The sequence below is a fragment of the Kribbella sp. NPDC051587 genome, from assembly GCF_044453945.1.
GTDB lineage: Bacteria > Actinomycetota > Actinomycetes > Propionibacteriales > Kribbellaceae > Kribbella.
This window is the reverse complement of the sequence record NZ_JBITDE010000007.1, coordinates 241,818-264,954: the sequence shown is the minus strand read 5'-3', so window position 1 is coordinate 264,954 and position 23,137 is coordinate 241,818. Positions and strand designations below refer to the sequence as shown.

The 23,137-nt window shown below is 67.7% G+C and carries 22 protein-coding genes; 8 read left to right on the top strand and 14 right to left on the bottom strand.

Features of this window, described 5'->3' with window-relative positions; all coding sequences use genetic code 11:
* Window positions 1–25: 25 nt before the first annotated feature.
* Genes xylA through ACIA49_RS25435 form a run of 6 tightly spaced genes read right to left on the bottom strand, consistent with a single transcriptional unit; the run spans window position 26 to window position 7,230 of the window.
* Entirely contained in the window at window positions 26–1,186 is a 1,161-nt protein-coding gene (gene xylA / locus ACIA49_RS25460; RefSeq protein WP_396379822.1) for a xylose isomerase, read from the bottom strand.
* Window positions 1,183–2,346 carry a Gfo/Idh/MocA family protein gene (locus ACIA49_RS25455; protein WP_396379821.1) on the bottom strand — a complete coding sequence of 388 codons (1,164 nt, stop codon included), beginning with the start codon at window positions 2,344–2,346 and terminating at the stop codon, window positions 1,183–1,185. Before ACIA49_RS25455 ends, xylA begins: the two co-directional genes overlap by 4 nt.
* 5 nt (window positions 2,347–2,351) lie before the next feature.
* On the bottom strand, window positions 2,352–3,392 hold the full coding sequence (locus ACIA49_RS25450; RefSeq protein WP_396379820.1) for a substrate-binding domain-containing protein: 1,041 nt from the start codon (window positions 3,390–3,392) through the stop codon (window positions 2,352–2,354).
* Window positions 3,393–3,401: 9 nt separating this feature from the next.
* Window positions 3,402–4,439 (bottom strand): ABC transporter permease, encoded by a 1,038-nt coding sequence (locus ACIA49_RS25445; RefSeq protein WP_391545161.1) that lies wholly within the window; start codon window positions 4,437–4,439, stop codon window positions 3,402–3,404.
* The gene (locus ACIA49_RS25440; protein ID WP_396379819.1) at window positions 4,436–5,944 is read right to left on the bottom strand and encodes a sugar ABC transporter ATP-binding protein; all 1,509 of its coding nucleotides are present in this window, start codon (window positions 5,942–5,944) and stop codon (window positions 4,436–4,438) included. Before ACIA49_RS25440 ends, ACIA49_RS25445 begins: the two co-directional genes overlap by 4 nt.
* 14 nt (window positions 5,945–5,958) lie before the next feature.
* On the bottom strand, window positions 5,959–7,230 hold the full coding sequence (locus ACIA49_RS25435) for an ROK family protein (protein ID WP_396379818.1): 1,272 nt from the start codon (window positions 7,228–7,230) through the stop codon (window positions 5,959–5,961).
* 164 nt (window positions 7,231–7,394) lie between these two features.
* Between ACIA49_RS25435 and ACIA49_RS25430 the strand changes: the two genes are divergently transcribed.
* Window positions 7,395–8,900, top strand: coding sequence for a lectin (locus ACIA49_RS25430; RefSeq protein ID WP_396379817.1), 1,506 nt, complete (start codon window positions 7,395–7,397; stop codon window positions 8,898–8,900).
* Between the two features lie 6 nt (window positions 8,901–8,906).
* Here ACIA49_RS25430 and ACIA49_RS25425 read toward each other — a convergent pair whose 3' ends face one another.
* Entirely contained in the window at window positions 8,907–9,515 is a 609-nt protein-coding gene (locus ACIA49_RS25425) for a hypothetical protein (protein WP_396379816.1), read from the bottom strand.
* Window positions 9,516–9,815: 300 nt separating this feature from the next.
* Window positions 9,816–10,628 carry a dienelactone hydrolase family protein gene (locus ACIA49_RS25420; protein WP_396379815.1) on the bottom strand — a complete coding sequence of 271 codons (813 nt, stop codon included), beginning with the start codon at window positions 10,626–10,628 and terminating at the stop codon, window positions 9,816–9,818.
* Window positions 10,629–10,727: 99 nt separating this feature from the next.
* Here ACIA49_RS25420 and ACIA49_RS25415 point away from each other — a divergent pair, with 99 nt between their 5' ends.
* The 3 genes from ACIA49_RS25415 (at window position 10,728) to ACIA49_RS25405 (ending at window position 16,115) form a co-directional block, all read left to right on the top strand.
* Entirely contained in the window at window positions 10,728–12,407 is a 1,680-nt protein-coding gene (locus tag ACIA49_RS25415; protein WP_396379814.1) for a glycoside hydrolase domain-containing protein, read from the top strand.
* A 273-nt stretch (window positions 12,408–12,680) separates the two neighbouring features.
* Entirely contained in the window at window positions 12,681–15,512 is a 2,832-nt protein-coding gene (locus tag ACIA49_RS25410; protein ID WP_396379813.1) for a S8 family serine peptidase, read from the top strand.
* An 87-nt stretch (window positions 15,513–15,599) separates the two neighbouring features.
* A complete protein-coding gene (locus ACIA49_RS25405; RefSeq protein ID WP_396379812.1) occupies window positions 15,600–16,115 on the top strand; it encodes a hypothetical protein in 516 nt (171 codons plus the stop codon).
* On the opposite strand, the gene ACIA49_RS25400 is transcribed toward ACIA49_RS25405, so the two are convergent.
* Window positions 16,112–17,440, bottom strand: a complete 1,329-nt coding sequence (locus tag ACIA49_RS25400; protein ID WP_396379811.1) for an amidohydrolase — start codon at window positions 17,438–17,440, stop codon at window positions 16,112–16,114. The genes ACIA49_RS25405 and ACIA49_RS25400 overlap by 4 nt on opposite strands.
* Window positions 17,441–17,457: 17 nt before the next feature.
* The gene (locus tag ACIA49_RS25395) at window positions 17,458–17,589 is read right to left on the bottom strand and encodes a VOC family protein (protein WP_396379810.1); all 132 of its coding nucleotides are present in this window, start codon (window positions 17,587–17,589) and stop codon (window positions 17,458–17,460) included.
* A gap of 158 nt (window positions 17,590–17,747) precedes the next feature.
* Between ACIA49_RS25395 and ACIA49_RS25390 the strand changes: the two genes are divergently transcribed.
* Window positions 17,748–18,089, top strand: coding sequence for a YciI family protein (locus tag ACIA49_RS25390; protein WP_396379809.1), 342 nt, complete (start codon window positions 17,748–17,750; stop codon window positions 18,087–18,089).
* Here the strand turns inward: ACIA49_RS25390 and ACIA49_RS25385 are convergent.
* Together ACIA49_RS25385 and ACIA49_RS25380 are read right to left on the bottom strand one after the other, a co-directional pair.
* Window positions 18,076–18,807 carry a sulfite exporter TauE/SafE family protein gene (locus tag ACIA49_RS25385; protein WP_396379808.1) on the bottom strand — a complete coding sequence of 244 codons (732 nt, stop codon included), beginning with the start codon at window positions 18,805–18,807 and terminating at the stop codon, window positions 18,076–18,078. The two genes, ACIA49_RS25390 and ACIA49_RS25385, sit on opposite strands and share 14 nt — an antisense overlap.
* Before the next feature lie 3 nt (window positions 18,808–18,810).
* Window positions 18,811–19,227, bottom strand: a complete 417-nt coding sequence (locus ACIA49_RS25380) for a YkvA family protein (RefSeq protein WP_396379807.1) — start codon at window positions 19,225–19,227, stop codon at window positions 18,811–18,813.
* Between the two features lie 76 nt (window positions 19,228–19,303).
* Here ACIA49_RS25380 and ACIA49_RS25375 point away from each other — a divergent pair, with 76 nt between their 5' ends.
* Window positions 19,304–19,948 (top strand): alpha-ketoglutarate-dependent dioxygenase AlkB, encoded by a 645-nt coding sequence (locus tag ACIA49_RS25375; protein WP_396379806.1) that lies wholly within the window; start codon window positions 19,304–19,306, stop codon window positions 19,946–19,948.
* Between the two features lie 4 nt (window positions 19,949–19,952).
* Here the strand turns inward: ACIA49_RS25375 and ACIA49_RS25370 are convergent, their stop codons facing one another.
* Together ACIA49_RS25370 and ACIA49_RS25365 are read right to left on the bottom strand one after the other, a co-directional pair.
* Complete coding sequence (locus ACIA49_RS25370) at window positions 19,953–20,528, bottom strand: Uma2 family endonuclease (RefSeq protein ID WP_396379805.1); 576 nt, start codon at window positions 20,526–20,528, stop codon at window positions 19,953–19,955.
* A gap of 59 nt (window positions 20,529–20,587) precedes the next feature.
* Complete coding sequence (locus ACIA49_RS25365) at window positions 20,588–21,055, bottom strand: hypothetical protein (RefSeq protein WP_396379804.1); 468 nt, start codon at window positions 21,053–21,055, stop codon at window positions 20,588–20,590.
* A gap of 127 nt (window positions 21,056–21,182) precedes the next feature.
* Between ACIA49_RS25365 and ACIA49_RS25360 the strand changes: the two genes are divergently transcribed.
* Together ACIA49_RS25360 and ACIA49_RS25355 are read left to right on the top strand one after the other, a co-directional pair.
* Complete coding sequence (locus ACIA49_RS25360; RefSeq protein WP_396379803.1) at window positions 21,183–22,418, top strand: MFS transporter; 1,236 nt, start codon at window positions 21,183–21,185, stop codon at window positions 22,416–22,418.
* 8 nt (window positions 22,419–22,426) lie between these two features.
* Window positions 22,427–23,065, top strand: a complete 639-nt coding sequence (locus ACIA49_RS25355; protein WP_396379802.1) for a pyridoxamine 5'-phosphate oxidase family protein — start codon at window positions 22,427–22,429, stop codon at window positions 23,063–23,065.
* The last annotated feature ends 72 nt before the right edge of the window (window positions 23,066–23,137 follow it).

Here is a 23,137-nt window from a genome sequence, read left to right as displayed (position 1 = left end):
ATGTGTGTGTACTACGAAGGCTGGATCAGCGAACGCCGAGCAGGTGCTCCATCGCCAACTGGTCCAGCTTCTCGAACCCGAGACCGCGCTCGGCCAGCGCTTCCCGGTCGTAGGTCTGGGCACGGAGGTCGGCCAGCGACTCCCCCTCGGCCAGGGTGGGTTCGGACAGTTCTCCGACACGGGCCGCGGCAAGCGCCTCGACCACCTCGGGGTCAGCATGGAACGCGGCCACCTTGTCCCGCAGGATCAGGTAGTTGCGCATACAGCCCCGCGCGGTCTCCCAGACACCTTCCTCGTCCTCGGTGCGCGGCGGCTTGTAGTCGAAGTGCACGTAGCCGTCGTACCCGGGCTTGCCCTCACTGCCCTGCAGTACGTCGACGGTCCAGAACGCCTCGCGGAGATTCCCCGCCCCGAACCGCAGGTCCTGGTCGAACCGCGGACCGTGCTGCCCGTTGAGGTCGATGTGGTACAGCTTCCCGTGCCACAACGCCTGCGCGATCCCGTGCGCGTAGTTCAGGCCGGCCATCTGCTCGTGCCCGACCTCGGGGTTGATCCCGACCAGCTCCGGGTCCGCGAGATCGTTGATGAAGGCAATGGCATGGCCGATCGACGGCAGCAGGATGTCACCGCGCGGCTCGTTCGGCTTCGGCTCGATCGCGAACCGGATGTCGTAGCCCTGCTCGCGCACGTACGCGCACAGGATGTCCATCGACTCCTTGTACCGGTCGAGCGCGGCCCGGACGTCCTTCGAGCCGCCCGACTCCGCGCCTTCGCGACCGCCCCACAGCACGTACGTCGACGCGCCCAGCTCGGCGGCGAGGTCGAGATTGCGCAGCACCTTCGCGAGCGCGTACCGCCGGACCTGCCGGTCGTTGGCGGTCAGGCCGCCGTCCTTGAAGACCGGGTGACTGAACAGGTTCGTCGTGGCCATCTCGACCACGATGCCGGTGTCGGCCAGAGCCTTGGTGAAGCGCTCCAGGGTCTGGGTCCGGGTCTTGTCGTCCGGCACCAGGTCGTCGTCGTGGAACGAGATGGCGGCGGCGCCGAGCTCGGCGAGTTTCTCCACGGCGTGGACCGGGTCCATCGCCGGGCGGACCGCCGTACCGAAGACGTCGACGCCTTCCCAGCCCACGGTCCACAGACCGAAGGAGAACTTGTCGTCTCTACTGGGTGTATATGCGTTCATGAAGGAATCTCCTGCCATTGTCGTGACGTCGAACTGGTCTCGATCGCGGCCAGCACCCGCTGGACCCGCAGCCCGTCCGCGAACGACGGCGCCGGATCGGTGCCCTCGGCAATCGCAGTGACCAGGTCGACGACTTGGTGGGTGAATCCGTGCTCGTAGCCGAGCAGGTGACCCGGCGGCCACCAGGCCTCGACGTACGGGTGGACGGCCTCGGTCGCGAGGATGCGGCGGAAGCCGGCCGTCCGGGAGTCTTCGCTCGCGTCGTAGTAGTGCAGGACGTTCATGTCCTCGAAGTCGAAGGCGAGACTGCCCGCGTGGCCGTTGATCTCGATCCGGATCGCGTTCTTGCGGCCGGTCGCGAACCGGGTCGCCTCGAAGACGCCGAGGGCTCCGGAGGCGAACTTCGCCAGGAACACGGCCGCGTCGTCGACGGTGACCGGGCCACGCCCGGTGCCCGCCGTACCGGACAGGCCGGCATGGTCGGAAGCAACTGGGCGTTCCTTGACGAAGGTCTCGAGCTGACCACTCACCTCGGCGATGGTGTCGCCGGTGATGTACTGCGTCAGATCGATGATGTGCGCGCCGATGTCGCCGAGCGCACCGGAGCCGGCCTTCTCCTTGTCGAGGCGCCACGACAGCGGCGCCTCGGGGTCGGCGATCCAGTCCTGCAGGTACTGCGCCCGAACGTGCCGGATGGTGCCGAGCTTGCCCTCGGCAACCAGCTGCCGGGCCAGCCCGATCGCCGGCACCCGGCGGTAGGTGAACCCGACCATCGAGCGGACGCCGTTCGCCTTCGCGGCCTCGGCGGCCGCGGTCATGGCCTCGGCCTCGGCCACCGTGTTGGCCAACGGCTTCTCACACAGCACGTGCTTGCCGGCCTGCAGAGCCGCGATCGCGATCTCGGCGTGGCTGTCCCCCGGCGTACAGACGTCGATGACCTGTACGTCGTCGCGAGTGAGCAGCTTGCGCCAGTCGGTCTCGGTCTCCTGCCAGCCGAGCTTGCCCGCGGCAGCCTGTACGGCGTCGGCGTTGCGGCCGCAGAGGACGTTCATCGTGGGATTGAGCGGCAGGTCGAAGAAGCGCGGTGCGCTCCGCCAGGCCTGGGAGTGGGCCGCGCCCATGAACGCGTACCCGATCAGGCCGATACCAAGGTTGGTCATAACTGTCAGCTTTCGAAGGCGGTCGGCAGGTACTGGTCGACGTTGTCCTTGGTGACGACCGGCGCGAACAGCTGGACCTTGCGCGGGACCTCGACCTCCACCAGGTCGCCGAGGGCCTTCTTCTGCACCAGCAACCGGGCCAGCTTGACGCCGTCGGCGCCCTGCGTGGACGGGTAGACGACGGTTGCCTTGACCAACGACGTACCGGACTTGATGTCGCGCATGACGTTGGCCGAACCGGCGCCGCCGACCAGGAAGAAGTCCTTGCGGTTGGAGTTCTTGATCGCGGCCATCACGCCGACGCCCTGGTCGTCGTCGTGGTTCCAGATCGCGTCGATCTTCGGGGCCGCCTGCAACAGGTTGGCCGCCGCCTTCTCACCGGACTCGACGGTGAACTCGGCCGCGACCCGATTGTTCACCTTGAGACCACAGCCCGCGAGCGACTCCTTGAAGCCCTTGCTGCGGTCCTGGGTCAGCGGCAGCGAGTCGATGCCGGCGATCTCCGCGACGATCGCGTCCTTCTTGTCCTTGAGCTGCGAGCAGATGTAGGTGCCGGCCGAGCGGCCCATGCCGTAGTTGTCACCGAGCACGGTCGTCCGGGCCGCGGCCGGGTTGTCGAACTCGCGGTCGACGTTGACGACCGTGATCCCGGCCTCCATCGCCTTGGTCGCGACCGCGGTCAGCGCGGCGCCGTCGAAGGGCAGCAGCACGATCGCGTCGACCTTCTGGTTGATGAAGGTCTCCACCTGGCTGATCTGCAGGTTCACATCGTTGGTGCCCTCGGCAACGATCAGCTCGACGTCGGAGTACTTCTTCGCCTCGGCCTGGGTGGCCTTGGTGATCGCACCCATCCAGCCGTGGTCGGCGGCGGGCGCGGAGAAGCCGATCTTGACCTTCTTGCCGGGCTCGTCGTTCTTGCCGGCGGACACGGCCGAGGTGTTGGCCGCCTCGTTGGTGGTGTCGGCCTTCGGGGTGTTGCTGGTACAGGCGGCCAGGGCGAGCACGCCGACGCCGGCAACGATGATGGTACGGGCGGAACGGGACATCGGTGTCTCCTATGAACTGGTGGTGCGACTGGCGAGGCGTTGCTGCAGCAGGACCGCGATCACGATGATCAGGCCCTTCGCGACGGACTGGGCGGAGATGCTCAGGTTGTTGAGGGTGAAGACGTTGTTGAGCGTGGTGAAGATCAGGACGCCGAACACCGTGCCGACGATCGTGCCGCGGCCACCGGACAGCAGCGTGCCGCCGATCACCACCGCCGCGATCGCGTCGAGTTCGTACAACTGACCGTGGGTCGAGCTCCCCGTTGTCGTCCGTGCCATCAGCATCACCGCGGCGATCCCGCAGCACAGCCCGGCCAGGACATACAGCGCCACCGTGTGCCGCTGTACCTTGATGCCCGCCAGGCGGGCCGCTTCCGCGTTGCCGCCGACGGCGAACGTCCGGCGACCGAACGTGGTCCGGTTCAGGACCACCCAGCCGGCCGCGGCGACCAGCAGGAAGATCCAGACCAGCACCGGTACGCCGATCAGCGAGCCGCCGAAGAAGTCGACGAACGAGTTGTTCGCGACGATCTGGGTCCGGCGGTCCGAGATGATCTCGGCCAGGCCACGCGCCGCGGCCAGCATCGCCAGCGTCGCGATGAACGGCACGATCTTGCCGTAGGCAATCAGCAGTCCGTTCACCAGGCCACACGCGGCGCCTACCAGGAGCGCCGTACTGACCATGACGATCCAGCCGTAGCTGTCGGCCAGCTGCTGGGTGGCCAGGGTCGTGGCCCAGACCGAGGACAGCGCGAGGATCGCTCCGACCGACAAGTCGATTCCGCCGCCGGTGATCACGAACGTCATGCCGATGCTGACCACACCGACCACCGCGGCCAGCCGCAGGATCGTCAGCACGTTGGGTCCGGTCGCGAACGTGTCGCCCGCGGTCACCGCCCCCACGATGCAGAGCACGACCAGCGCCACCACCAGACCGAGGTTCCGGCCGATGCCGGTGCTGAGCAGACTCGTCGAGCGTTGTGCCGTCGGCGGGGCGACCGTTGCCTGGGTCGAAGAAGTCGTTGTCTCCAAAGGTGCCTCACTCACACCGAGCTTCCCTCCATTACCAAGTCGAGCACCTGGTGCTCGTCGATGTCTTGTGCGGGTCCCGTGTGGACGGCTTGCCCCTCCCGCAGTACGACGACCCGGTCGGCCAGACCGAGCACTTCCTCGACCTCGCTGGAGACCAGCACGATCGCGACACCGCTGGCGGCCAGCTTGCGAACCAGGGCGTAGATCTCGGAGCGGGCGCCGACGTCGACACCCCGGGTGGGTTCGTCGAGCAGCAACACCCGGCAGTCCCGCAGCAACCAACGAGCCAGCACGACCTTCTGCTGGTTACCGCCGGACAGGTTGCGGACCGGACGATCGACGCCGGGCGGGCGGACGTCGAGCGACTCGGCCAGCTTGGTGGCCGCCGCGCGCTCGGCGGTCCGGCTCAGGAAGCCGCCGCTGGCGAAGCGCTCCATCGTCGAGACCGTGATGTTCTTGAACACGGCCTCGTCCATCAGCAGTGCCTGGCTCTTGCGTTCCTCGGGAGCCAGTCCGACACCGGCCTTCACGGCGGACTGCACTCGGCCGGGCCGCAGCTCGGCGCCGTCGACCGTCACGCGGCCGGTTGCCGCTCGGCGCGCGCCGTACACGGTCTCCAGTACTTCGGAGCGACCGGAACCGACCAGGCCCGCGAAGCCGACGATCTCACCGGCGCGCACCTCGAACGAGATCTCGGCGAACTCGCCCGGCCGGCTCAGCCCCTCGACCGACAGCACCACCGGGGCGGTGCTCAGGATCTCGGCGCGCGGCGGGAAGACGTACTCGATCGAGCGGCCGGTCATCAGCCGGATGAGTTCCTGGGTCGGCGTCGCTCGCGCGTCCAGACCGGTCGCCACCGTCGTGCCGTCCTTCAGCACGGTCACCCGGTCGCCGATCTCGCGGATCTCCTCGAGCCGGTGACTGATGTAGACCACGGCCACTCCGCGAGCGGTCAGCCCCTTGATCACCCGGAACAGGTTCGCGACCTCTTCGGGATCCAGTACGGCGGAGGGCTCGTCCATCACGATCAGGTGAGCGTCCCTGGAGAGCGCTCTCGCCATGCTCACGACCTGCTGACCGGCGGCCGGCAGCGCGCCGACCTCACGCCGCACCGGGATCTCGCCGTGGCCGAGACCCTGGAGGATCTCGCGCGCCTTCGAGGCCGCTTCGTGCCGGCGGCTGAACCCGAAGCGGGACGGCTCGTGACCGAGGAAGATGTTCTCGGCCACGGACAGACCGGGGACGAGGTCGAGCTCCTGGTAGATCGCGGCGATGCCGCGGTCGATCGAGTCGGTCGGGCTGCTGAGCTGGACCTCCTCGCCGTTGATCCGGATCTCGCCGGCGTCGGGCTGGTGCGCTCCGGTCAGCACGCGGATCAGCGTCGACTTGCCGGCACCGTTCTGGCCGAGCAGGCAGTGCACCTCCCCGGCACGGACGTCGAGATCGACACCGTCGAGCGCCCGGACCCCGGGGAACTCCTTGACGATCCCGGTCATGGTGAGCAGTGCCGTCTCTGTCATAGGGGCGGTCTCACTCATTGCGCGACTCCTGATTCCGCCCGGCCGATCATGGTCGGGTCGACGAACACCTGGTCGAGCGCGATCTGCGCACCGCCGCGAACGGCGGCGGCGAAACCGAGCTCGGAGCGGACCACGCGGCAACCGCCGCCGTCCGGCGCGATCACGCGATCGCGGAGGGCTTGTTCGAGCGGCGCCTTCAGCCACGGGCCGAGGGCCGCGAAGTATCCACCGAGCACGAGCACGTCCGGGTTCAGGATGTTCACCAGGATCGCGCCGCCGATGCCCAGCCAGGCGCCGACGTCCTTGAGCGCCTGCAGGGTCCGCGCGTCGCCGTCCTCGGCGCGCTGGGTGATCCCCGCCAGCCGCTGCTCGACGTCCAGCGACGGATCCCGGACCGGGTCGTCGCTATCGGTTGCCTGATGCAACAAAGCGCTGAGTCCGACCACGGTCTCCCAGCAACCGGTCCGGCCGCAGCCGCAGATCCGGCCGGGCGGCGCGACCGGCATGTGCCCGACCTCACCGCTGTAACCGCGACCGCCGCGGAGCAGGTGCCCGTTCGACACGACACCGCCACCGACACCGACCGCGCCGGTGAGCAGCACGAGGTCCTGCACCGGTCCGTCCTTGCGGAGCTCCGAGTACGCCGCGAGCGCCGCGAGGTTCGCCTCGTTGTCGATCAGCAGGGAGTACGCCGGGTCGCCGAGCCGGGCGCGCATCTCCGCGGCGACCTCGAGCTCACCCCAACCGAGGTTCGGAGCGAGACTGAGGGCGCCGGTGTCGCCACGGACCAGACCAGGAACGGCCAGGGTGACACCAGCGAGCTGACCGGACCGCGCTTCGACGGCATCCAGGGCTTCGCGGATCAGGTCCGCGAGCCGGTCGAGCGTCGTACCGGGCTGGAGGTGGGCGACGTCGACGGGGACGCGACGCTCGATCACGGTGTCGCCGGCCAGGTCGAGGGCGGTGACGGCGAGGTAGTCGACGTTGATCTCGGCGCCGACGCCGCAGACGCCGCTGCCGTCGAGCTCGACGAGTTGACCGGGGCGGCCGAGGGCGCGGGTGGAGTCGGCGGAGCCTTCGCGGAGCAGACCGCGTTCGACGAGTTCGGCGACCAGGCTGCTGACGGTCGCCTTGTTCAGGCCGGTGTCGGCGGCGATCCGGGCGCGGGACTTCGGGCCCGATTCGCGGACGTGGCGCAGGACGACGGAGAGGTTGTTGCGGCGCAGCGAGACGTGGTCCGCCGCGACTGCGCGATCGCCGGGACGGCGGCCGTCGCTCAGCGTCATACGCTCACCCCCACCCTCTGTGCCCTGTGAGCCCGATCACAGACTTTGTCTGTTGAGCCAACAAACTAAGTTTCGAACAGTTTCGCGTCAAGGGGTTGTCACGATCGATTTCTTGCAACACTCTGTTCACAATTTGCTCTCTCCGCCTCCCAGGAGAACCGCCCATGAAGCTTTCTCGTCGTACCCTGCTCGCTTCCGCTGCCGCCGCTACTGCGGCCGGATCCCTTCCACAGCTCAGTTATGCGGCCAGTCCGCCTGGTGATGTCGTCGGCAAGGTGACCGTCGGCTACCAAGGCTGGTTCGCGGCCCCCGGCGACGGCTCCCCCATCAACGCCTGGTGGCACTGGAGCAACAACTGGGGCCAGCCGCCGGCCCCGAACAACACCGCGATCGTGAGTTGGCCAGACGTGCGCGAGTACACCTCGACGTACCAGACGGCGTACTCGAACCTCGGAAACGGACAGCCGGCCAGGCTTTTCTCGTCGTACACGCAGCAGACCGTGAACACGCACTTCCAGTGGATGCAGCAGAACGGCTGCGACACGGCCGCGCTGCAACGGTTCAACCCGACCGGCGGCGAAGGCCCGACCCGCGACGCGATGGCAGCGAAGGTGCGCCAGGCCGCGGAGCAGTACGGGCGGAAGTTCTACATCATGTACGACGCCACCGACTGGACGAACATGCAGTCGGAGATGAAGACCGACTGGACCAACAAGATGCGTGCGTACACGTCGTCCTCGGCGTACGCGTATCAGAACGGCAAGCCGGTCGTGTGCATCTGGGGGTTCGGATTCAACGAGCCCAACAAGGCCTGGCCGGCCTCGGTCTGCCTGGATGTCGTGAACTGGTTCAAGGCTCAGGGCTGCTACGTGATCGGCGGCGTACCGACGCACTGGCTGCCTGGTAACGAGGATTCACGCCCCGGCTACCTCGACGTGTACCACGCGTTCAACATGATCTCGCCCTGGATGGTCGGCCGGATCAGCGACATCGCCGGCGCGGATCACTACTACAACAACGTGAATCAGCAGGACCAGGCCGACTGCAACGCTCATGGCATCGACTACCAGCCCTGCGTGATTCCGGGCGATCTGTCGTCCGGACACCGGCGGCACGGCGACCTGATGTGGCGGCAGTTCTACAACCTGACGCGGGTCGGCGTCCAGGGGTTCTACATCTCGATGTTCGACGAGTACAACGAGGGCAACCAGATCGCGAAGACCGCGGAGAGCGCTTCCTGGGTTCCCGCCGGGTCCGGGATGCGCGCCCTCGACGAGGACGGCACGGCGTGTACGTCGGACTACTACCTGCGGTTGACCAACGACGGCGGGCGGATGCTCAAAGGCCAGATACCGTTGACGGCAACGCGTCCGACGGTGCCGTGGCCGGCCCAGGGCAGCAGCGGCGTGATCTTCTACGAGCACATCGACTACGGCGGCACCGCCGGCGCTGTCCTTGCCAAGGGCAACTACACCCGGGCGCAACTGGTGGCCGCCGGGGTGCAGGACAACTGGGCGTCATCGGTGAAGGTGCCCGCAGGCTGGACCGTGACGATCTATGCCGAGGACAACTTCACCGGCCAGACCTGGGTCCGGACCGCCGACACGCCCAACTTCGTGAACCTCTCCCCCAACGCCAACGACCAGTTGACGTCGGTCCGGATCACCTAGGGTTCGCTAGAACAGCTCCATGCTGTCGCCTGCCGCGGTGATGACAGGGTTCTCCAGGTAGAGGCGACAGGCGATCGCGTGCCCGGCGCAGGTGAACAGCGCCGGGCCCGCGGCGTCGACCACGCGGTAGGCCACCGGGTGCTCACAGCGCTCGACCGCGCCCTCGTTCTGCCGGTGGCAGCCGAGGATGTGACAGGTGACCGTCTCACCGACGTTCATCAAGGTGAGGTTGTGCTCGGGGCAAACGCCCCAGCCGACCCCACAGGTCTCGCCGTCGTTAGCAGCCAACCTGACGAGACTGCCGGCCGTCGCTTCGAGCTTGCCGGCGAGCGTGCGGAAAGTACTCGCGGCCTGGTCGAGCTCGCGACGGAACTCCCGCAGGGCAACGGATTCCGGCATTCCGCGAGTCGCCGCATCGAGGTTCTCCGACAGCGCCATCGCCGCGACCGCGATCTCGTCGACCCGGACCGGCGTACTGAACTCCCCCAGCGGAGGAACCTCCACGCGCCCGATCGGTCGCTCGGACCAGTGCTGCTCGGTGACCGGTCCGTCGGTCGTCGTACTCATAGTGCTCGCCTTGCCGTTGGATGCTGCTTCGGTCAGCTGTGCCTCCACCGGAGGACTGCTGTCCTGTTGCCTGGCTCGCGCCATCCCCGCCCCCTGATAGTGCCCCTGGATGTGTGCACCGGGGCTGATCGTCCCACGACATCGCTGGTTCAACCAGAGGTAATCACCGAGCGTCACCCACCGCTCTTCCTCCTTTGCACACCGCAACAAAAGCCGTGGCCCCAGGCCCCTGCTGATTCCCGTCCTGGGGCGTCGGCAATCACCGCCCGGTAATTCCTCAACGCTGCTTTAACATTTCCGCACGCAGAGTTATGGACACGGGTCAGTCCGGTGACGTCAGGTGCCGTTTCAGCTCGTCGGGCTCAACCGCTCGCGGAAGAATTCGACCGTCCGGGCGCGGGCGTGGAAGGCCGAGTTCGGCGGGTTCTCCTGGACCTCACGGGTCACCACGGAGTGCGCGGACTTGGCGTAGCCGTCGGGGTTGCCGGGCCCGGAGTCGAGCTCGATGACCTCGAAGGCATCACCCAGTTCGGCGCGCAGCGTCGCGAACCGGTCCGCCGGTGACGCCGCGTCCTTGCTGAAACGCAGACCGAGGACGCACAGCCCGTCCGTCCGGGTGCGCTCCTTCACCACGTCGAGCTCCTGCCGGGACAGCCCCGGGTCACGGCGCCGTTTGGCCGACACCGGCAACGGCACCGACGGCTGGCTCAGCACGGGCGCCGCCACCACGTCGTCGACCGCGGTGGCCAGGCCGAAGCCGCCGGTGAAGCACATCCCGATCACGCCGACGCCGCGGCCGGGCGTCCGCGCGGCGAGATCGGCGGCAACCGCTCTCAGGTACTGCGTGATCGGCCGCTGGGCGTTCGTGGCGAACGCGCGGAACTCCTTGGAGACACACAGCCGGGCAACGATGCCGAGAACGTAGAGAGCGCTCTCCGGCTTTCCCGGCGTACCGAACGGTGAGGGGATGACGACCGTGAAGCCCGCGCCGACGAGATGTTCGGCGTACCCGAGGACGTCCGGGGTGAGCCCGGGGATCTCCGGGACCACCACGATGCCGGGGCCCTCGCCCTTCTCGAAGCAGTCGTAGGTCAGCCCGGCCCCGGTGAACGGCGCACGTCGCCAGCCGGCCACCTCAGGACTCACTACCGCGTCCGCCATGTCCGCTCCTTGCTCTCACCTGCATCGAAAGGGTTGAGGGATGTAGAGGCGGTCCAGTCCACTGGGACGACTACTCCCGCCCTCCCCGAGGAAGTGCTCATGCTCCGTCCTCTCACCCTACTCACCGGCGTCGCGCTGACACTCACCGCAGCCACCGCCGTCGGACCGGCCCAGGCCGCGCCGGACGAACGGACCGTCAGCTACCACGGGTACCAGGTCGCCGTACCGGAGTCGTGGCAGGTCGTGGACCTGACCAAGGACCCGTCGGCCTGCGTGCGCTTCGATCGCCCAGCGGTCTACCTCGGCCGACCCGCCGCACAGCAGAACTGCCCCGCCCACCTGACCGGACGCACCGCGGGCCTGATCCTGGAACCGCTCTCCGGCTCCGCTCCCCGACCCGCCGCCGTCGCGGCCTCAGCCAGTACGGCGGCCGCCGCGGCACCGTCGTCGGACAACCAGATCCAGGTCGGGGTCGAGGATGCCGGCGTCCTGGTCACCGCGATTCACGGCGCTTCGTCGGATGAGGCCGCCGTACGGCAGATCCTCGGCCGGGCGCGCGTCACCTCGAAGGCCGCCGCAGCCCAGCTGGTGCGTCCGAAGGCGGCCGCGATGGCGCCCGCGGCGACGATTGTTGCCCCAGGCACCATGATCAACCAGCAGGCCTTCGACCAGTGCACCGCTCCGTCACTGGGTGCCATGAACGCCTGGAAAGCCTCGCCGTTCAAGGCCGTCGGCATCTACATCAGTGGCGCGTCCCGCTCCTGCACCCAGGCCAACCTGACCGCCTCCTGGGTCTCGTCGAACGCCGCCAACGGCTGGTCGTTCATCCCGATCGACGTCGGCTACCAGGCACCGTGCGGCAGCCGGAACCCTAAGATGTCCTTCGACCTCGGAACCGCGCGCAGCCAGGGCGCCAGCTCGGCAACCGCCTCCGCCAACGCGGCCGCCGCCCTCGGGATCGGCCCGGGGAGCGCTCTCTACTCCGATATCGAGGCGTACACGAGCACCGTCGCCTGCCGCGACGCGATCATGTCCTACATCTCCGGCTGGACCGAGACCCTGCACGCCCGCGGCTACCTGAGCGGCGTCTACAGCAGCGCCGGTTCCGGCGGTCGCGACCTGGCCAACTCCGCCGGCGACAGCCGCTGGCTGATGCCCGACCACCTCTGGTTCGCCTGGTGGAACAGCGCAGCCAACACCGACGGCGGTCAGTACATCCCGGCCGGTCTCTGGTCCAACCACCAGCGTCTCCACCAGTACAAGGGTGACCACAACGAGACCTGGGGCGGCGTCACGATCAACATCGACAGCAACTTCCTCGACGTCGCCGGCAACCCGCCGCCGCCGATGGAGGACGGCATCTACCGGATCAAGGCCGAGGTCGGCGGTTTCGACCTCGACGTCCAGGACTGCCAGTCCCAGAACGGCGCCAACGTCCGGATGTGGGACCGCATCCTGACCAGCCCCTGCCAGCAGTGGCACATCGTCCGCACCACCGGCAACACCTTCAAGATCCTCGACGGCAACACCGGCAAGGCCCTCGAGGTCAGCGGCTGCTCCACCGCCGACGCCACCCCCGTCGACCTCTTCGACGACCAGGGCACCGACTGCCAGACCTGGACCATCACCCCCATCATCGGCGGCGCCTACCAGATCCTCGGCACCGGCTCAGGCAAGTCCCTCGACGTAGCCGGCTGCTCCGCCGCCCGCGGCGCCGACGTCATCGTCTGGCCCTTCCACGGCGGCTCCTGCCAACGCTGGTACTTCACCGCCGTCTAGCTCAGCCCACCACCGCCCGTCGCGATCCCGGACCTCCCGGGATCGCGGCGTTCGCGCGCAGGGCCATCACCAACCCGATCGGCCCGCGCGTTACGCCTTTTGCAGGAAGGCGCACGACTTTTCCCCGGTTCGGCGGCGCTCACACGTGATTGCACGTTTTGTCATCGGAATCACAAAGCGGAGTGGACCGAAATTCTGCGATACTCCGCTCACTGTCACTCTGAGACCCTTGGGGGGGTCCCCTTGAAGTTCCGCCCTGCCCATTTACTGCGTGTGGCCGTCCCAGCGGCTCTGATCGCCGGCTCGCTGGTCGTGCTGACCAGCTCGTCCGGCCAGGCAGCCGAGCCCGGCCCGTACCGGCCGCCGTTCCCGGCCCGCCAGACCGTCAAGACCGAGTTCCAGCCGAACCAGGTCATCGTCAAGTTCAAGCCGGGCGCGACGAGCAAGGCCCGGACCGCCGCGCTGTCGCGGTTCCGTGCGTCCGGTGAGGCCTCGCTGACGCCGAACGTCGTGAGGGTGACCGGCACGGACTCGGCCACTGAACTGCTGAAGAAGGCCAAGGCGGATCCGACCGTCGAACTGGCCGCACTGAATTACATCCGGCACATCGATGCCGTCCCGAACGACCTGTACTACAACGGGGACCAGAAGGCCTACCTCAACACGATCCGGATGCCGCAGGCCTGGGACGTGTCGAAGACGACCGGTAGCCAGATCGTCGCCGTACTGGACACCGGCGTCGATGCCGGTCACCCGGACCTGGTCGGGCATCTGGTCGCCGGGGTCAACACCACGTCGCCGAACCGCGGTCCGATCGACGACAACGGCCACGGCACCATGACGCTGGGCATCATCGCCGCCGCCGCCAACAACAAGGCGGGCGTCGCCGGTATCGGCTGGAACGTCAAGGCGATGCCGGTCAAGGTGCTGCGCGCCGACGGCAGCGGTGACGACCTCGACGTCGTCGAGGGGATCGACTGGGCGGTCGCACACGGCGCCAAGGTCATCAACATGTCTTTGAGCAGCGGCGCGGACAGCACGATCATGCACGACGCGGTCAAGCGTGCGGTGGACAAGGGCGTCGTCGTCGTGGTTGCTGCTGGTAACTACGGGACCGAGGCCCCGCGGTATCCCGCGGCCTACCCCGAGGTGATCACGGTCGGCGCGACGGACCATGCCGGCGTTCTGACCGACTTCAGTTCGTACGCCGACGCGGTCGATGTCGCCGCTCCGGGGACAGACATCCTCAGCACCGGCCCACGGTCACTGACCCCCTCCGGCTACGAGCCCTACTGGTACTGCACCGGCACTTCGTGCTCGGCGCCGATCGTGTCCGGTCTCGCGGCGCTGATCAAGAACAGGTGGCCGACCTACACGCCGGCCCAGGTCGCGGCCCGGATCAAGTCCACGGCCCGCGACGCCGGTCCACGCGGCAACGACAAGTTCTACGGTGCCGGCATCCTCGACGCGTACGGCGCACTCGGCGGCCGGTGGACGACGGACTTCCCGGTCGCGGCCGCCGACAACAACGACCAGCCGGCGCGGGCGACCGCTGTCACCACGACCGCCACCGGCTCGACCGTGACCGAAGGTGACATCGACTGGTACAAGGTGAACTCGGCCGCGGCGCGGAACCTGCGCATCACCGTGACCGGGCCTAAGTTCGACGAGTCCGTGCGGTGGCAGAACTTCGCACCCAGGGTCGACGTGTACAACAGCGAACTGAAGCCGATCGGTACGGCGGAGAATCCCTTCCCGGACGTCGATGGCGACGGGAACCCGATCTGGGGACCGGTCACCGCCGGCGTCGATGTCAGCGCGCTCGAAGGCGACACCTATATCGCGGTTCGCAACTCCAACGGATCCCGCGATGCTCGGGCGTACACGGTCAGCGTCTCCACGGCCGGCACAGGCGGAGCCCCAGCCGGGGACAGGTACCCGGTCAGCAACGTCCTGCCCGCTGACCTGAGCACCAACGCACCTGTCGGCGTCAAGCCGACCGTCACGTTCCCGGTCGACATGGACACGACGCGCATCAGCGAGGGAACCCTGAAGCTTCTCAACGGCAAGACGGACGCCGTGATCGCGGCGGCGGTGTCGTACGACGCGACCACCCGGACTGCGACCCTGACGCCGGCCACACCGCTGCTCGACAACACGTCGTACAAGATCCTCGGTGAGACGCTCCGGACGGCGGACGGTTTCGACCTGCCGTGGTTCCGGACCGCGTTCTCGACCGTTGACCTGGCTCCGGCGCCGGTCGGGAGCTTCGACGCGACGGGGGCATTCCAGAAGGCGAACCTGTCGTGGAAGATCCCGGCGCTCGGGGACCTCGACCAGATCATCGTGCGGCGCTTCAACGGGACGTCGGTCCCGACGTTGACGAGCGGCACCCTGGTCTACTCCGGGACGGCATCGAGCTTCCAGAACGTCGGACTCCCCGCGGGAACGACGTTCACCTACGCCGCCTGGGCCAAGGACCGGACCGGCAACGTCAGTGCGCGGAACTCGTCGCAGCTGAAGGGGATGAAGTCGGGGATCTCGACGACGTCGACGAAGCTGAACATCGGTGGGTCGATCACACTGCGGGGCAGCACGCTGGGGATCGACGGGAAGGCGTACCCGACGTTGCCGATGAGCATCTACTCGCGGCCGGCGAACGGGACGACGTTCAAGTTGCTGACGACGCTGGGCTCTTCGTCGACGGGGACTGTGAGCTACACCTTCAAGCCGGGGTACTCGGCGGTGTACATGCTGACGTTCGCCGGGAACGGCGACCTGATGGGGACGCGGACCAACGACATCACGGTGTCGGTCACGCCGACCATCTCGTCGACGCTCGCGCCGTCGTCGGTCAAGCTGGGCTCGACCACGAAGCTCAGCGGTGTGGTGAACCCCGCGCACTCGGGCAAGTCGGTGCAGTTGCAGCGGCTGGTCGGCAAGACGTGGACGGCGGCGGCGTCGGCCAAGCTGAGCAGCACTGGTGCTTATGCCTTCGGGATCAAGCCGCCGTACAAGGGCAAGATCGCCTACCGGGTCTACTTCCCCAGCGACGGCGACCACACCCTGGCCTACAGCGCCATCCGGACCCTGACGATCACCTGATCATCAAGATCCACAGCTGATTCCGTGTGCCCCGGTCGATGACGGCCGGGGCACACGTTTGTCCATGGCAACTGATTGGATGACCCGGTGGCCGACTACGCAATCTTTCTGAATGGTGGGTATGGGGTTGGCAAGTCATCGACGCTTGATCATGTCGGGGATCTGCTGGCACAGGCCGGTACGGCGTTCAGTCTGATGGACGTGGATTGGTTTCACCGGTCGTGGCCGCCGGCTGATGGGGACAACGCGGTGGTTGAGGCTCAGAACATCGCTGCGGTGTGGGCGAACTATCGGGCGGTGGGGCCGCGGCAGTTGGTGATGTGTGGGGTGATCTCTACGGTGACGGCTCGGAAGCGGTACGAGGCTGCGGTTGGAATCCCGGTGCGGATGGTTCGGCTGACTGCCAGCAGTGAGGTCACCAGGCGGCGGTTGCGGGGGCGCTACAGCGCTAGCCAGGACACGGCTTTGGAGTGGCATTTGGAGCGGTATGACGAGGTCGCCAAGCGGCTTGCGGCAGCGGATCTCGACGAACTGGTCGTCGACACCAGTGCGCTCGGACCGCACGAGGTCGCCCAGCGCGTGCTGGGGCATTTCAACATTTAGGGGGCGTAGTGCTGGACGGCGCCGCCTTGGGAGAGGTCTACGAGGGCGTGGGCCAAGGCTTTCGCGTCGGCGAGGACGTCGGCCAGGTCGAGCTTGGTGAGTTGGCGGTTGCGGACAACTACCTCGCCGGCGACCAGGACGGTGTGGACGTCGGAGGCGCGGACCGAGTAGACGAGGGCTGCTCTCGGGTCGTGGACGGGCTGGTTATGGGGACCTGAGAGGTCGACGAGGGTGATGTCGGCTTGGCGGCCAGGCTCGAGTGCGCCAAGGGAGTCGGCGTGGCCGGCCGCGGCGGCGCTGGCTCGGGTGGCGAGGCGGAGGGTATCGGAGAGAGGCATCCATTCGGCGTTGTTCTGCTGGTGTTTCTGGGTGAGAGCCAGCAGGCGGAGCGATTCCCAGACGTCCAGGGTGTTGTGGACGGCGGCGCCGTCGGTACCGATGCCGATGGGGATGCCGAGCTCGCGGAGTTGCCTGACCGGGGTTCCGTTGCCCATGGCAAGTTTCAGGTAGACCTTGGGACACGTGGCGATCGTCGTCCGGTCGGCGTAGCGCTCGAGGATCGGGAGGTCTGAGTCGCGGATGCCGCAGCCGTGGGCGATCAGGGCGCCGGCATCGAGGACGCCAGTGCGTTCCAGGACCTGGATCGGGGTGACGCCGTATTTGTCCAGGGAGGCTTGGGTTTGCTCATCGGTTTCGGCGGCGTGCAGGTGGATGCGAAGGCCTTCGGCGCGAGCGATGTCCGCCGTACGGCGAAGGTCGTCGTCCGAGACCGTGTACGTCGCGTGGGGGCCGAGGCTGGCGGAGATGCGCGGGTGGAGCGTGGCGAGGTCGCGGGTGGTGGCGATCGCGGCATCGACGGCTTCGGGACCGGCTGAAGAGAAGTATGTGGGGGCGAGGTCGGCGCGGATACCGGATTCGATGGCGGCCTGGGCGATCTGGTCGGCGTGGAAGTAGTGGTCGACGAACGTGGTCACTCCGGCGAGCAGCATCTCGGCACAGGCCAGGCGAGCACCGACGCGGACGCGCTCGGGGGTGAGGTTGACCTCCATCGGCCAGATGCGCTGGTTGAACCAGTCGTCGATGGCCAGGTCCTCGGCCGCGCCGCGCATCATCACCATCGGACTGTGGGTGTGCGAGTTGATCAAGCCCGGTACGGCGATCAGCCCGGTGCCGTCGATCACCTCGACGGGCTCCGATGACGTGGTGCCGGTGGGGACGATCGCGGTGATGACGGAATCGGAGAGGTGGATGTCCTGCGCCTTGTCCACCCGGCACTCCCCCACCTCGGGGACGATCAGGACGTCGACGTTGCGGATCAGCGCCATACCGGAGCCTTTCACGATCAGGGGTGACGGCCGGCGAGGACGCAGAACTCGTTGCCCTCGGGATCGACGAGGACGACCCAGGTGGCATCGGCTCCCTGCCCCACGTCGGCGGCGCAGTCGATCGCCAGCTCGGTGAGCTTGCTGGCCATGTCGGGACCTCCCGGTGTGGTGGAACGGCCGAGCGGCCATCTTCGCATCGGGAGTCTCGACGCCGACGGAAGAAACCAGTGGCTGGGTGTCGGATCGGGGTGCCGGGGTTCGTTGCAGGGGTGAGAATGCCTTCACCTTCAGCCGAGAGGATCTTCCGATGCTGTATCTGGTTTCTGTGGTCGACGACAAGAACGCTCCCGGGAGCACGGACGGCCGGCCCGACGTCGGCGAGTTCAACGAGCGACTGATCTCCGCGGGCTACTGGGTGCTCGCCGGCGGGCTCGCCGACCCGGCCGCGGCCACGGTCATCGACTACCGGGGCGAGGTGCCCGTGGTGAGTGACGGGCCGTTCGTCGAGTCCAAGGAGTACCTCGGCGGCGTCTGGATCTGGGACGTGCCCGACCTGGACGTCGCACTCAAGCTCGCCGCCGAGGCGTCGAAGGTCTGTCGCCGCAAGCTCGAGGTGCGCCCCTTCCAGGAACCCGTCAGAGGCCAATGAGGAGCAGTGCGCCGGCGGCGAGTAGGCCGACTTCGACCAGCGAGACGAAGAGGCGGTCGCTGATCCGACCGACGATGCGCTTTCCCACCCATGCGCCGAGCAGGGTTGCCGGGGTGAGCGTGAGTCCGTAGAGCAGGACCTGGCGGGTGAGCAGGTCGCCGGCTCCGTAGGTGGCGATCTTGGTGAGATGCATGGTGAGCGCACTGACGGCCTCGGTACCGATGTAGGCGGCGCGGGTCAGGCCGTAGGCCAGGAAAAACGGCGCGGTCAACGGACCGACAGAGCCGAGCAGCGCTGAGCCGAGACCAGACGCGGCGCCGATCGCGGCAAATGCAGGGTCGGCGGGCTTGCGCGGATGCGGCTTGAGGCGTCGCCAGACCACCACGCCGATCAGGAACACGCCTAGCAGCCTCTTCAGGGGAGCGAGTGGTGCGTGAGCGAGCAGGAGGCCGCCTGCGACCGCACAAGGCACCGCTCCGAGGGCGAACCACCCGATCAGTGGCCAGCGGAGATCGCGCCGATTCAGCCAGGCGCGCGAGCCGTTGCTGGACAGCTGGGTCAGGGTCAGCATCGGCACCGCGACGCGCAGGCCGAAGAGGGCAGTGAACACTGGTAGCAGCAGTACGCCGCCGCCGAAGCCGGCGACCGCTGACAACATCGCGAGCCCGAACGCGGCCGCCGAGGCGACCAGCAGCGTGGGCAGGAGATCGGTCAGCATGTCTCAGGAGACCGGGGGGATCCCGACGAGGCGGCGAACGGCCGCGAGACCATCCGGCGAGCCAGGCCAGTGCCGATCGAGTGCGGCGGGTCCGGCACGGCGGGTTACCGATCTGAGGGCGAGCGCGACGATCACCGCGTCGTCGGCGTAGCCGATCACAGGGATGAAGTCAGGCACCAGGTCGAACGGCAATGCCAGGTAGGCCAGCAGAAGCCATAACCGCACCCGAACTCCACGAGGCAGCGTCCGGTCGCCGGCCAGCCGATGCAGGAGCCTTACCAGGTCGGGCAACAGTCGCAGGGTGTCCCGGATCCGCAGGTCGTCAGGCCGGACGAGCCACAGCGCGGCGATCAGGGCTGTCCACAACAGCAGAACGCCACCCGCGACGCTCGCCGCCACCGACCACCAAGACACCGTCATCCGGCTCATTATGTCCGAGGACACCGCTATCGAACCCATGGGAACAAATGTTCGAATCTCGGGTAGAGTGCGTCGCATGGGTGCTGATCTTCAGGGCTCGTTGCTGGATGCGTTCGAGGATCCGGGGTTGGGATCGCTCGACCGAATCACACGGGCGGAGCTTGGGCAGGGCGCTTGGGTCGATGTGCTGCCGGGGTGGTTGACCGGGGCGGACCAGGTGTTCGAGCGGTTGGTGCGGGACGTGCCGTGGTACGCGGAGAAGCGGCAGATGTACGACCGGGTGGTGGACGTGCCACGGTTGCTGTGCTTCTACGAGGAGAGCCATGACCTCCCGGTGCCGATTCTGGACGAGGCTCGCGACGCATTGAGCGAGCACTATCGCGAGGAGCTGGGCGAGCCGTTCCGAACGGCAGGGCTGTGCTTCTACCGCGACGGCCGGGACAGCGTGGCCTGGCACGGCGACCGGATCGGTCGCGGCAATCACGAGGACACCATGGTCGCGATCCTCTCGGTCGGCGAACCACGCATGCTCGCCCTCCGCCCGCGGCCAGGTGGGTCGAGCGGTCCGGTGGGTTCGACCATCCGGTATCCACTCGGGCACGGCGATCTGATCGTCATGGGCGGCTCCTGCCAGCGCACCTGGGAGCACGCCATCCCCAAGGCCAGCGGCCGCGTCGGCCCCCGCATCAGCATCCAGTTCCGCCCCCGCGGAGTCCGCTGAACCCTTACTGACGCGCAAGCGCGGCGGGATCCAGCCGGATCGGGAACGGCTCGTCGATCGTCGAGACCACTCCCCCGAAGGCGGTCAATGCCCGGCCGAATCTGCCGTTGCTGAGCTTGGAGACAACCAGGTGCGGACGCCCCTCCGGCTCCAGCCGCCAATAGAAGTCAATGCCGGCTTCGGCGTAGAGCTCGGGCTTGATGATCCGGTCCTGCGGATGCGTGTTGGGCGAGACGATCTCCACGACGAGCAGGACGGAGACGCCTTGATAGCGCGACGGGGCGGTAGCGGAGACCGTGCGATCGACCACGACGATGTCCGGCTCCGTCAACCGACCGCCGGGGATCTCGACGTTGACCGTCTCGAGCACCTCATAAGGCGCTTTCGCGGCCACGACGGCTGCCTCCAGCAGGTTGGCGAGCCGGCGAGAAGCGCGCTGGTGAACGGTTCCTGGCGCCGGGGTCACGGTGAGGACACCGGAGGTGAGTAGTTCGTAGCGACTGTGGTCGCCATTGTCGGGGAGCCTTTCAACATCTTCGATCGTCCAAGGCCCGACGTGACCAGCGGAGGCAATGCTCATCGCGTGGTCTCCTTTCTGCCGAACGGTCGCAGTCATCAGTGTTCCATAGCAAAAGTGAGTTAGGCGGCTTCGGCGTTGGCCTCTTGGGGTTGGTAGAGGTGCTCGGGGGTGGCTATGTAGAAGCCGAGGAGGGGGACTTGGGCGGCTCGGCAGAGGTGGGTGGCGGCGGTGGACCATTCGTGGTCGAGGGCGGGCCAGGTGGGTGGGCCGGGGCGGCCTAGGGCGAGGAGGAGGGCGGCGCCGGGTTCGGTGCGGAGGGCGGGGACGATGGGGTGCAGGGCGGTGGCGCAGAGGCCGGGAGTGTCGAGGCTGGGGTGGTCGAGACTGGTGGTCTCGGCGGCGAAGTGGGAGGGCAGGTCGATGGCGACGACGGCACGGAAGCGGGCGTCGGCGCCGCAGAGGATGGCGGTGAAGGTGCCGCGGTAGCGGTCGCCCATGCTGACCATGAGGTCGACAACGTTGGCGGCGAGGGTGGGGTCGGTGAGGGGTTCGTCGGACCAGCTGGGGGCGAGATCAAGGAAGCTCATACCAAGAAGGTGCCGTGATGTCGGGCCCGGATTTGAGTTGTCCACAGACCAATTTCCAGAATTGGCCCAGCCGACTCCAGGTGAAGTGGATCTGCTACGTGGGCCGCTGGGGCCGTAGGCTCATCTCATGATGACGAACAAGTTCTTGCCGCCGGCGGGTGCGCCGCGCGATCTGGCGATGGCGCAGCTGGCGAACGCGGTGGGCGACGGGGCGTTCGTCGTCACGTCGGCGCTGTTCTTCACCCGCGTGGTCGGGCTGTCGGAGGCCCAGGTCGGTCTCGGGCTGACGATCGCCTGGCTGGTCGGGTTCCTGGCCGGCGTACCGCTGGGCAATCTGGCCGACCGCAAGGGACCGCGGATGGTCGCCATCCTGCTGGCACTCAGTACGGCGGTCTCGGTGTCGGCGTTCCTGTTCGTCCGGAGCTTCCCGCTCTTCCTGCTGGCCGCGATCGCCTACGCCTGCAGCCAGACCGGTCTGACGGCGGCCCGCCAGGCACTCCTCGCCGGGCTGATCGCGCCGGCCGAGCGCACCAAGATCCGGGCCTTCCTGCAAGCCACAGTGAACGGTGGACTGGCAGTCGGCGCGCTGCTCGGTGGGATCGCGCTCCGCTTCGACACAGAGGCGGCGTACCTGGTGGTCTTTGCGGTGGACGCGCTGAGCTTCCTGATCGCCGCCGCGCTGATCCGACGCGTCCCCTCGATCGCGGCGACGGTCCGGGTTCAGGGTGAGCCGCGGCTCGCCGTACTGAGGGATCGCCCGTACGCCGTTCTCGCGCTGCTGAACTCGATCATGCTGCTGTTCATGCCGCTGATCAGCCTGATCGGCCCGCTGTGGATCGTCACCCGCACCGACGCCCCGAGCTGGGCGGTCGCGTCGCTGATGATCGTGAACACGCTCGGCGTGATGGTCTTCCAGGTGCGGGTGGCGCGCAAGGTCCGCGATCTGCGGACGGCGACGAAGTCGATCCGGTACGCCGGGATCGCGATGCTGGCCGCGTGTGGTGTGTTCGCCTTCACGGCGATGAAGCTGCACCCGGCGGTCGCTGCCGGAGTGCTTGTGGTGGCCGCAGCGCTCCTGACCTTGGGTGAGATGAAGCTCGCCTCGGGCGCTTGGGAAATCAGCTTCGGCCTGGCGCCGGCCGACAAGCAGGGCCAGTACCAAGGCTTCTTCGGCTCCGGCCCCGCGATCGCCAGAATGCTGGGCCCGGCGCTGCTGACCACCGTGGTCCTGGGGTGGGGTCCGATCGGCTGGATCATCGTCGGAGCGCTGTTCGTAGGGACCAGTGTGTTGACTGGTCCCGCCGTAAAATGGGCAGCGCGGACGCGGGCCGTCAGTGTGGACGGTTCGGCCGTGGTCGCCTGAGGAGCCTGATGGATATCCCCGGTCTGGTCGAGGTCACGACGTACGAGGAACTGCGCGAGATTGTGCCGCCACCGCTGGGTGCGGCGGTCGACAAGGAGCGCAAGGAGCTGCACCCGCTGGACCGGAAGTGGCTGGCCGCCTCGCCGTTCGTGCTGATGGCCACATCGGCCGCCGACGGCACCTGTGATGTCTCACCGAAGGGCGATCCGGCCGGGTTCACGCTGGTTCTGGACGACACCACGATCGCGATCCCGGACCGGGCCGGCAACCGCCGGGTCGACAGCTTCGAGAACATCATCGGCAACCCGCATGTCGGGCTGATCTACTTCCTGCCGGGCCGGACGGACACGCTGCGGATCAACGGGCGGGCCCGGATCGTGCGGGAGGCGCCGTTCTTCGACCAGATGGTCGTGAAGGGGAACCGGCCTCAGCTCGCGCTGCTGGTCGAGATCGAGGAGGTCTACCACCACTGCTCGAAGGCGTTCCTGCGCTCGAAGCTGTGGAAGCCGGAGACCTGGGACGTCGACGCGGCGCCGAGCCGGGCGGAGATCTCGCAGGCGCTGGAGCGCAAGGACGCCACGCTGGCCGAGCTGGAGAAGTACTACGGCCAGGAGTACGAGGACAAGATCTACGACGTGAAGTACTGACTACTGCAACGGACGTAGCTCCACCTACTCCGTGGCGACGATGACATCGGGCACCACGCCGCCGTACCGTTC